Genomic DNA, 6,557 nt, shown 5'->3' with positions numbered 1-6,557 from the left:
TTTAAAATTTATTTTTTATTTCTTTCTTTAAATTCTACAAATAGCATTTTAAGTACTAACAATGGTTATAATATAAAAGGTTGACCTTTACAAATTTTAATTCAAAAGTTAAAATATAATAAGTATATATAGTAAGGAGTTGTTTGACATGTCATGCCCTAATTGCAAATGTAATAAATCAAAAGAAACAAAAATAGATCCAGAAGAATACGAAGAACTAAAAGAATATCTACAAGATGAAATACACGAATATAAGGTAATAGATTATATAAATGAACAAAATGAACATAGTACTTATGTAGAAGTAGAATTTGAAGACTATGTAATCGAACTAGAGAATTTAGATACTAATAATCTAAACTTAGATATAATTATAGATACCATAATAAAAAATAACATAAAATAACAAAGTAGACTTCAATAGTTAGTTAATAGCTACCGAAGTCTACTTTTTTTGAGTCTAGAAATACATTTGTTAAATTACTATCTTTAGTTATTTATTTTTTGACTCTATCTTTATTTTTATAATCTCTAATTGACTTTTATTTTGGTTTATTTTTTGATTTATAGCGTCTATTTTTAACTTAATAGAAGTTTTATCTTTTTCTGTTTTAGCATTTTCCATTTCAATTTCCATTTTATCACTTAGCTTTTCTAACATATAAATTTTCTTATTAAGCTTTTCATATATAGCTTCTGGGTTTATATATATTTTTTCTTGTTTGCTTTCTAGTAAACATACTAGCTTATAATAAATATATGCTACAACAATATTAACCATCATATCAAATATTATTAAGTTCATATTTTCACTTATAATAGATACAGCTATAAAAGAAACTATGTTAAATAAAAATAAATTAGTTAATATTTTTTTATTTTCATTGTACTTTGACTCTTCCTTATACTTCATAAATTTATAAGGGATAGCTATAGTGATTATAGGTGATAAAAATACTATATTCATTTGTAAAGCAGCATATACCACACTTAATGCTGTTAAAAGAGTTATTGTTTTGTTGGGCAAATCCAATCTTTTCATTATTATGATCTCCTTTTATTGATTTATAGTAATCTATGTTTTTATATAATATAAAAATACCTCCTTGTACAAGGTATGATTAAAACATATAGTTTCTAATCTCACCTTATACTTAGAGGGTATTTCAATTGTTTTTTATGTCTTTGTTTGCTAAATATTCATCTGAATTAGTTTTTGTATGCATTAATCCGTTTAGATTTATTTCTATTAGCAAGTGTTTGTATTATTCTCTACTTTATATCTTATACTTCAATAAAAAGCTACTATACATTCTCTATAAATCAATGTTTTTATAAGCATTTAATACCTTTTTGCATATTAATTTGTACTTTTAATATTACTATATGTTTATTAAATATACAAGGTGTATTTTAAATGCTATATAATGCATGTTAGATAAAATATATAATTAAATTAAGAAAAATCAATTAACTCTTCCTTTTTCTTTCTTGTCATCTTCTTTATTGCATATTCTCTTTTTAATGCTTCACTTTTAGAATTAAACTCTTCAAAGTATATTAACCTAACCGGCAGTCTATACATTGTGTATTTAGCACCTTTTCCCTTATTATGAGTATCAAGTCTTTTATCTAAGTTATTTGTATATCCTGTATAAAAAGTTTTATCATTACATTCTAATATATAAACATAGTGCATAATATCTATCCTTTAATTATATTTATATATTATTATATCAAATATTACTTATTTGTTCTATTTTTAAGTTCTTCTTTTATGTCATTAACGCTAACACCTTCATTTACCATCAGAACTAATAGATGATATACCAAGTCACTTATTTCGTAAACCATTTCTTCTTTGTCTTTGTTTTTTGCTCCTATTATTACTTCACTAGTTTCTTCTCCAACTTTTTTTAATATTTTATCTAAACCTTTTTCAAATAAATAATTTGTATAAGAACCTTCTACAGGAGTATTTTTTCTGTTTTCTATAAGTTCATATAAATCTGTTAAAACATTAACTTGGTTGTCATATCCAATTACTTCATTAAAAAAGCATGAGTAGTTTCCTGTATGACAAGCTACACCTATTTGCTCTACTAAAAGAAGAATAGAGTCCTTATCGCAATCATAATAAAATCCCTTTAGTTTTTGTATATTTCCTGATGTTTCTCCCTTTTTCCAAAGTTCTTTCCTGCTTCTACTATAATAACAAGCTATCTTTTCTTCTACTGTTTTTCTTATAGATTCTTCATTCATATATGCAAGCATTAATACCTTATTAGTATTTATATCTTGTACTATTGCTGGTACTAATCCATTCTCATCAAATTTTATACCTTCTATTAATTTATTTATATCCATAACTGCCTCCTAAAGTCTAATTTCTACACCTTTTTCTCTTAAGTATTTTTTTAAATCCTCTATTTTTATTTCTCCAAAGTGAAACACAGAAGCTGCTAGTACACCATCTACATCTGCATGCTTTATGGCATTGTAGAAATCATCCATAACCCCAGCTCCTCCAGATGCAATTACAGGTACATTTACTGAACTAGTTATTTCTTTTAATAAATCTATGTCATATCCATTTTTCATACCATCTTCATCTATACTATTTACAACTATTTCACCAGCCCCAAGTTCAACACCTTTTATAGCCCATTTCACTGCATCTAATCCTGTATTTTCTCTACCACCCTTTATGTATACATTCCAAGAGTCTCCATTTTTTTTTGCATCTATAGATAAAACTACACATTGCGCTCCAAATTTTAATGAAGCTTCTTTTATTAAATCAGGATTTTTAACTGCAGAAGAGTTTATAGAAACTTTATCTGCTCCTCTTCTCAAAATATCTGTGAAATCATCAATTGAATTTACCCCTCCACCTACACAAAACGGAATATTAATATTTTCTGCAACCTTAGATACAAATTCTAAAGATGTTTTTCTTTCTTCATTTGATGCAGTTATATCATAAAATACAAGTTCATCTGCTCCACAGTCACTATAGTATTTTCCTAAAGCATCTGGGCTGTCTACATCTACTATATCTTTAAATTGCTTTCCTTTAACAACTCTTCCATTTCTAACATCTAAGCAAGGTATTATTCTCCTTGTAAGCATTCCAATACCTCCTTTAATTCTATTTTATTATCATATAAAGCCTTTCCTACTATTGCACCATATATATTCATATCTTTCAGTCTTTTTATATCATCTATAGAGCTTATACCTCCAGAAGCTATAATATTTAAAGAGGTTTTTTGTGATAGTATTTTATATATATCAAAATTAGGACCTTCAAGCATTCCATCTTTTGATATATCTGTATATACTATTGTTTTTATTCCTATTTCCTCAAGTTCTTTGCATAAATCTATTGAGTCTACTTCACTTATAACTTCCCACCCTCTAAGGGCTACTTTTCCATCTTTAGCATCTATTGAAACTATTAATTTCTCTTTATATTTTGAAACCAATTCTTTTAAAAGTTCTTTATTTTCAACAGCAATGGTCCCAATTATAACTCTTTCCACTCCCATATCAATGAAACTTTTAATTTTTTCTTCGCTTCTTATACCTCCTCCTACTTGAATAGGTAACCCGATATCCTTAGCGATTCTTTCTATTGATTTTTTGTTTATTATTTCTTCACTTCTAGCTCCATCTAAATCTACTATGTGTAAGAAAGAAGCTCCTTCATTTTTCCATTTAAGAGCCATATCAAAAGGTTCATTAGAATATGTTTTTACTTTGTTAAAATCTCCTTGAGAAAGTCTTACACATTTATTATCTTTTATGTCTATTGCTGGATATATTATCATTTTATCATCTCCCCATAAGCTTTTAGTATATTAAGTCCCACTTGAGAACTTTTTTCTGGATGGAATTGAATTCCATAAACATTACCTTTTCTAACTATTGAAGGAACTATTTCTTCATAATTTGTATAAGCTACAAGTTCCTTATTTGAAGAATTTATATAATATGAGTGCACAAAATATACATAATCATCTTCTTTTATATACTTTAATATTTCATCATCTTTATTAAATTTAAGGTTGTTCCATCCCATATGAGGAACTTTTAACTCTATATCTAATTTTTTGACACTTCCTTCTATAAGGCCTAATCCTTCATACTCACCATTTTCATAGCTTTTTTCATAAAGTAATTGCATCCCTAAACATATTCCTATTAAAAATTTCCCTTTTTCTACGTGTTCTTTTATTATAGGTACTAAATTCATATTATTTAATGAATTTATAGCATCTCTAAATGCCCCAACGCCAGGTAAAATAAGTGAATCAGCATTTTTAATTTCATCTATATTACTTGAAATTTTCGTTTGTATTCCTACTTTCTCAAAAGCTCTTGATACAGAAGCTATATTACCTAGTCCATAATCCACTATTATGTTCATTTATAAAACCCCCTTTGACGATGTCACTTTATTAGAAGTTATTTGTATTCCTTCTTTTAATGTTCTTGCAAATGCTTTGAAAACAGCTTCTATTTTGTGATGATCATTCTCTCCATATAAAAGATTAATATGAAGTGTTGTTTTAGATTCATTTACAAATGCCCTAAAAAACTCCTTAAAGTTTTGAGTATCCATATTGCCAACTTTTGCTCTCTCAAAGTTTACATTAAACACTAAATAAGGACGATTGCTTATATCTAAAGCTGTATTACATAAAGCTTCATCCATAGGAATATAAATACTTGAATATCTTTTTATTCCCTTTTTATCCCCTAATGCCTTATTAAAAGCTTGTCCTAATGTTATTCCAATGTCTTCTACCGTATGATGTTCATCTACATATAAATCTCCATTACAATTTACTTTCAAATCAAAACTTCCATGAAAAGCCATTAACGTAAGCATGTGATCTAAGAAACCTATACCTGTATTAATTTCGCTATTTCCCTTTCCATCTAAATTTATTTCTACCAATACTTCAGTTTCAAGGGTTTTTCTTTCTATTTTAGCTATTCTCATTTAAAATTATCTCCTTTAAAGTATTTAGAAATTCTTCATTTTCAATTTTCTCCCCTACTGTAACTCTATAATAATATTTTAACTCTTTTGAAAATTCTCTTATTACTATTCCCCTATTTGCAAGTTTTTCAAATAAGTTATCTACATTACAACTAAAAAATATAAAGTTTCCATATGATTTATAAGCCTTTATTCCCACTTTATTTAACTCTCTATATATATAATCTCTTTCTATTTTTATATTTTCGATATAACTAAAAACTCTATCCTTATTTTTTAATGCATTTGTAGCTATAAATTGAGAAATAGTGTTTAAATTATATGGAGATCTAACTTTTTCTATTATATTTATTATAGATTCATTGGCTATCATATAACCAACTCTTATAGCTGCTAAGCTAAATGCCTTTGAAAATGTTCTTAAAACTACTAAATTATTATAGTTATTAATCTCATCAACCATACATTCTTCTGCAAATTCCATATAGGCTTCATCTACAACTACTATTGAATTAGTGTTATCCAAAATCTTTTTAATATCTGTTTTAGTTAATAAATAACCTGTTGGATTATTCGGATTGCATAAAAATATAATTTTAGGCTTTATCTCCTTTGATTTTTCAATTAACTTATCTATGTTAACTGAAAAATCTTCATTACACTCAACACCTACAAATTTCGCTGAATGCATTTTGCTATATACTGCGTACATACTAAAAGTTGGAGTAAAGCTTAAAACAAACTCATCTTTATCCGCAAATGTCTTAATTACAATGTCTATCATTTCACTAGACCCATTTCCTACCACTATATTAGAAGGATCTACACCTAAGTAGTTTTTTATTTCTTCTTTTAAATTACATGCCTCATTATCTGGATAAAGATTCATATTAAAATCAGAAAAATCTTTACATATATCTTGAAATAATAAACCGCTACCTTCGTTTGCATCTAGCTTTATTTTGTATTGAATTTTGCTTGTATTATACTTCTTTAAATCTTTTATGCTATCTTTTACTAAATCCATATTTATATCCCCCTATTCAAATCTGACTTTTATTGAGTTAGCATGGCCTGTTAAACCTTCATCATTTGCAATTCTTACAATAGAGTCTTTAGCGTTCATAAGAGCTTCTTTACTGTAGTAAAGTAATGAAGTCTTTTTCTGAAAATCATCTACTGATAATGGTGATGAAAACTTTGAAGTTGAACTTGTAGGTAATGTATGATTCGGCCCTGCGAAATAATCTCCCACTGGTTCAGGGCAATACGCTCCTAAAAATATAGCTCCTGCATTCTTTATTTCTTTGTATATATCAAAAGGATTTTGTATAAGCAATTCTAAGTGTTCTGGTGCTATTTCATTAGCTATTTCTATAGATTTACTTAAAGAACTAGTTATTATTATTGCTCCATAATTTTCTAGTGACTTTTTAATTATTTCTTTTCTTTCTAATTGATCAACTTGTATTTGCAGTTCTTTCACTACATTTTTTACTAAGTTTTTACAATCAGTAACTAATATAGACGCTGCCATTTCATCATG

At 26.9% G+C, this 6,557-nt stretch carries 10 protein-coding genes; 1 reads left to right on the top strand and 9 read right to left on the bottom strand.

Going from position 1 to position 6,557, the window contains the following annotated elements; all coding sequences use genetic code 11:
* Window positions 1-148: 148 nt before the first annotated feature.
* Window positions 149-406 carry a hypothetical protein gene (locus tag VLM92_RS11995; protein ID WP_325276570.1) on the top strand — a complete coding sequence of 86 codons (258 nt, stop codon included), beginning with the start codon at window positions 149-151 and terminating at the stop codon, window positions 404-406.
* An 87-nt stretch (window positions 407-493) separates the two neighbouring features.
* Here the strand turns inward: VLM92_RS11995 and VLM92_RS11990 are convergent, their stop codons facing one another.
* From VLM92_RS11990 to VLM92_RS11950, 9 genes are all read right to left on the bottom strand, one after another.
* A complete protein-coding gene (locus tag VLM92_RS11990; protein ID WP_325276569.1) occupies window positions 494-1,042 on the bottom strand; it encodes a hypothetical protein in 549 nt (182 codons plus the stop codon).
* A 414-nt stretch (window positions 1,043-1,456) separates the two neighbouring features.
* Window positions 1,457-1,699, bottom strand: coding sequence for a GIY-YIG nuclease family protein (locus tag VLM92_RS11985; RefSeq protein ID WP_325276568.1), 243 nt, complete (start codon window positions 1,697-1,699; stop codon window positions 1,457-1,459).
* 44 nt (window positions 1,700-1,743) lie between these two features.
* Window positions 1,744-2,367, bottom strand: coding sequence for a bifunctional phosphoribosyl-AMP cyclohydrolase/phosphoribosyl-ATP diphosphatase HisIE (gene hisIE / locus VLM92_RS11980; protein WP_325276567.1), 624 nt, complete (start codon window positions 2,365-2,367; stop codon window positions 1,744-1,746).
* A gap of 9 nt (window positions 2,368-2,376) precedes the next feature.
* The gene (gene hisF / locus VLM92_RS11975) at window positions 2,377-3,132 is read right to left on the bottom strand and encodes an imidazole glycerol phosphate synthase subunit HisF (RefSeq protein WP_325276566.1); all 756 of its coding nucleotides are present in this window, start codon (window positions 3,130-3,132) and stop codon (window positions 2,377-2,379) included.
* Window positions 3,114-3,833, bottom strand: a complete 720-nt coding sequence (hisA, locus tag VLM92_RS11970) for a 1-(5-phosphoribosyl)-5-[(5-phosphoribosylamino)methylideneamino]imidazole-4-carboxamide isomerase (RefSeq protein ID WP_325276565.1) — start codon at window positions 3,831-3,833, stop codon at window positions 3,114-3,116. The genes hisF and hisA overlap by 19 nt, the downstream gene beginning before the upstream one ends.
* Window positions 3,830-4,432: an imidazole glycerol phosphate synthase subunit HisH gene (gene hisH / locus VLM92_RS11965; protein WP_325276564.1), complete on the bottom strand. Its 603-nt coding sequence runs from the start codon at window positions 4,430-4,432 to the stop codon at window positions 3,830-3,832. The genes hisA and hisH overlap by 4 nt, the downstream gene beginning before the upstream one ends.
* Entirely contained in the window at window positions 4,433-5,011 is a 579-nt protein-coding gene (gene hisB / locus VLM92_RS11960; protein WP_325276563.1) for an imidazoleglycerol-phosphate dehydratase HisB, read from the bottom strand.
* Window positions 4,998-6,038, bottom strand: coding sequence for a histidinol-phosphate transaminase (hisC, locus tag VLM92_RS11955; RefSeq protein ID WP_325276562.1), 1,041 nt, complete (start codon window positions 6,036-6,038; stop codon window positions 4,998-5,000). Before hisC ends, hisB begins: the two co-directional genes overlap by 14 nt.
* Window positions 6,039-6,050: 12 nt before the next feature.
* The coding region (locus VLM92_RS11950; RefSeq protein WP_325276561.1) for a histidinol dehydrogenase at window positions 6,051-6,557 on the bottom strand (507 nt) is incomplete at its 5' end.

It is taken from the genome of Romboutsia sp. (genome assembly GCF_035470145.1).
Taxonomy (GTDB): Bacteria; Bacillota; Clostridia; order Peptostreptococcales; family Peptostreptococcaceae; genus Romboutsia_D.
The sequence above is the reverse complement of the archived record's forward strand: the minus strand, read 5'-3'. Positions and strand labels throughout refer to the sequence as shown.